The organism is Paenibacillus sp. 01T422, assembly GCF_056398785.1.
In genome coordinates this window covers 1-3,230 of record NZ_JBFTQB010000769.1, presented here as the reverse complement: position 1 = coordinate 3,230, position 3,230 = coordinate 1, and the positions used below count along the sequence as shown (strand labels likewise).

3 protein-coding genes and 1 pseudogene are annotated in these 3,230 nt (G+C 41.2%); 2 read left to right on the top strand and 2 right to left on the bottom strand.

The features are described 5' to 3' along the window. On the top strand, window positions 1-625 hold a 625-nt coding region (locus AC1DUA_RS30910; RefSeq protein WP_477503390.1), incomplete at its 5' end, for a helix-turn-helix domain-containing protein. Between the two features lie 30 nt (window positions 626-655). Continuing rightward, window positions 656-1,753 carry a DUF3626 domain-containing protein gene (locus AC1DUA_RS30905; RefSeq protein ID WP_477503389.1) on the top strand — a complete coding sequence of 366 codons (1,098 nt, stop codon included), beginning with the start codon at window positions 656-658 and terminating at the stop codon, window positions 1,751-1,753. 309 nt (window positions 1,754-2,062) lie between these two features. On the opposite strand, the gene AC1DUA_RS30900 is transcribed toward AC1DUA_RS30905, so the two are convergent. Beyond that, window positions 2,063-2,308, bottom strand: coding sequence for a hypothetical protein (locus AC1DUA_RS30900; RefSeq protein WP_477503388.1), 246 nt, complete (start codon window positions 2,306-2,308; stop codon window positions 2,063-2,065). Between the two features lie 477 nt (window positions 2,309-2,785). Then, window positions 2,786-3,028, bottom strand: a pseudogene (locus tag AC1DUA_RS30895) (YmaF family protein); the annotation flags it as partial. Between the last annotated feature and the right edge of the window lie 202 nt (window positions 3,029-3,230).

Here is a 3,230-nt window from a genome sequence, read left to right as displayed (position 1 = left end):
CGATAACGTATACGAACGAATAACGTTACAGTTTACACCACATATCGTTCGCAAATTTAATTCTCCAAGTCTCGACCTTCTAAGCTGCTTTCTCAACAAACCTAAAGGCCAACAAAATAAGATTACGCTTCAACCCAGCCAAATTAATGAATTTTTGCGTCTTTTTAATCAAATTGAGAATCTTAAACCCCACGCCGGCTATAAGATTTTAAAGCTGAATTATCTCATTGAATTGTTAGTCTTGATCAATATTATCTTCAAAGACGTTAATCGTTCGGAAAACCTTTCTTCTATGCCGGAATTATTAACTTCTCTATTAGACTACATTGATATGAATTTGGAAAAGGATCTCACACTTGAATCTCTTTCTACCAAGTTCTATGTGGATCGATTCTATATGGGGAGAGTTTTCAAGAAATATATCGGTAGTAACATCCATGAATATATTCTTTTCAAACGAATTTCCAAAGCTAAACAGATTCTCTCGGAAGGCTATAGCGTCACAGATACCTGCGAACTGTGTGGATTTAATGATTATTCCAATTTTTTGAAAATGTTTAAACGAACCGTTGGGATCTCTCCCGGAAAATATAAGGGTCATTTAGGTAATATGGATATTGACTAATCGGTTCAAAGAGGAGCGACGACTAGATCCATGAAATTATCAAGTTCACAATTATTGGCTTTAGAGCATATTACAAAGTACGCGAAGAGCCAGAAAGATGAAGCTGAGCGGGTAATTAAGGAAGTTATTCAAATGACTAATATCGCGTCAAAATCATATGAAGAAGGCGTCACCAAACTAAAGGCGCACGCAAAAATTGCCCTGCATTTTCATCCGGATAGACCGGATCCGACTATGAAAAGCGTTGCCGAAGCACTACTTGAGCAAGGAATTTATAAGAGCCAGTTTGAAACATTATTATCTAATGGTAGCGTATCAGCTTATCCTGGCGGTGAACGCGACCTTTGGGAGAAGAAGATTTTTGGAGGAGCCTATCAACGAATGGGCTCAACCAATAGCCAGCGTCCCAAGTATGGAGCACTGGATTTAATGCTGCATCCAGATGGACCAGCACCACGTTTTGGATCTTGCTATTTCCTTCTATCCCCGGAGGTCTCACATCGTTGTACGTTCACTTATTTAGATTCTCATCAAGACCCGAAGGAAAAGGGTACTTATGAGGAGTTCGATATCATTTTGGCCGCTCTCTTGAAGGAATCATTCTTAAGAGATTTTGCTATCGGGGAAAAGAATCTGACACCACGGGAATTAATCAATCATGTGCTGGTTAATCTGGAGAGGCCATTCTCTGACCCTGGAATCAAAGAGCCTAGCCGCAATCTTAACCATTATATTGAGGCCCAGGTACATGGGAATATTTCACTTAAGGAAGACGTGGAAGTACTCGTTGCAGATCCTTCATTTAAGGGTACTCATACGGGGCGGACCCTGGAGCAAATATGCCTCAAGTATTCAATTGATCTCTATTGGCATATGGGCTTTGTTCTTTTGGCAAACGAAGTTCCCTTAGATTTTAGAGGTCCATCGATGCCTTCCTTAGCCAAACGCATTGCACGAAATGATTTGATCGATGTGAGCATGATTGGATCGGCTGTAATGGACTTAAAACGCGATCCCGCTTCTTGGAGTGACCGCGGAACCTATAAAGAAGTACTTCAAGAGTTAAAACTTATGTGGCATGTTCTAGTGAGATATGGAAAGCCACTTCGAAACTTTAAACTATACTAATATTGACAATCTATTAGCTCGAATAGTTTAAACACCTGCCTATAGGTACAAACAACAAACCGGAACCCCTTCGGGTCCCGGTCTCATGCTATCCAACGTCACTCAACTTCCCATCCCGAAAATACACTACCCGCTTCGCCTGCACATAGCTGCTGCTGATCCCCAGCTCCTTCGCAATCTCCCGCTGCGTTCGCTCTTCTCCTTGCTCTTCACTATTTTGAGCTGCACTTTATCTACGACATCGTCGGTAAATATAATGTTAGACAATACCCACTTTTACACATTGATGAAGTCCATATTCGTTTCCTTTCACCCTTTCATCGCTGCAATTTTAGTTGTTATCAGCCTGTGGCTTTCATGGATATGAACAACATCGGTTAATCTCTTTTTGGCTGAGAGAAGTCCCTGGCTGTCACTCTGTAGAATGGGGAAGTATTTATCGATTTCAATAATGGCGATGAATAGATGCCTACCCTTGTCCATCAACTCAAAATACGATGCATAAGTTTGCCACTCTTGTAACGAAATTGTCTTTTCCTCTTCTTGTAATTCCATGAAAGATTGTTTGCATTTTATTAAATGGTTTTCAGCAGAAATCCTACGCATTATTTTTTCTATTGGCTCGTAGTACCTTTTTGAGATGTAGAAGATTAGAGCGATAATGATAAGAACGGAAACGATTCCTGCGATAATTTGGGTTCGGGAAAGTAAAACGGCCTGACAGTCAATTACTAATATGTAATTAAAATGGAGAATAATCCATTCGTTTTCGGTGATTAACCGACGCCAACTGAAACAAAAACCGGCATCCCATCCATGTTCTTGTCACCTGACACATTCAGAGTGGGGTCTTCTCCAGTGCGCAACGGCAAGCATCCCGCAATTGACTGGTATTCGGCATCGCCGCGACGCTGCTTCCGGTCGTGATTTTGGTGCTCATGATCACGCATATGGGTTTTGACGGAGCGAAGTACACCCGACAAAAAAAGGCCCGCCAGAAAGTTCAAGTTCTGGCTGACCTTTTTGGCTTGATTATACAAGCGGTCTATTAATTAACGTAGCAAAATTGAATTGGTGTCTATGCATATCATTCTGCGTCGTCATTCCGGTGACGAAGTGCACATGCTTGCCGTTGCCGACAGGAATAGCGGGACCTGTTCTGATTTTTTTGAGATTATGAAAATGGTTTAAAAAGTCCGTAAGCGATAGATCGATTTCATGAATATGGCTTTTGCCGCTCCGAATCACTTGCCCTGTTACGCCTGCAAATCGATGGCACATAAGCTGCAGCCTTCACTTATTGTTTATTAAGCTCTCGTTCTGTGTTGGTTCAACGAAGATCCTTCAATCGACCTTATTACGCAGCATCCGAAGAAATTATAACAGATGAGAAAATCATTAAAATATAGGTCCAATCTTCATATACCCACCCCATTTCTTTCTCCCTACATATCATAATGCATACAATGGATTATGG

Bases quoted from the DNA above. Each gene is read 5' to 3' on its own strand.
- AC1DUA_RS30905 (WP_477503389.1), top strand. From the start codon at position 656: ATGAAATTATCAAGTTCACAATTATTGGCTTTAGAGCATATTACAAAG.
- AC1DUA_RS30900 (WP_477503388.1), bottom strand. From the start codon at position 2,308: ATGGAATTACAAGAAGAGGAAAAGACAATTTCGTTACAAGAGTGGCAA.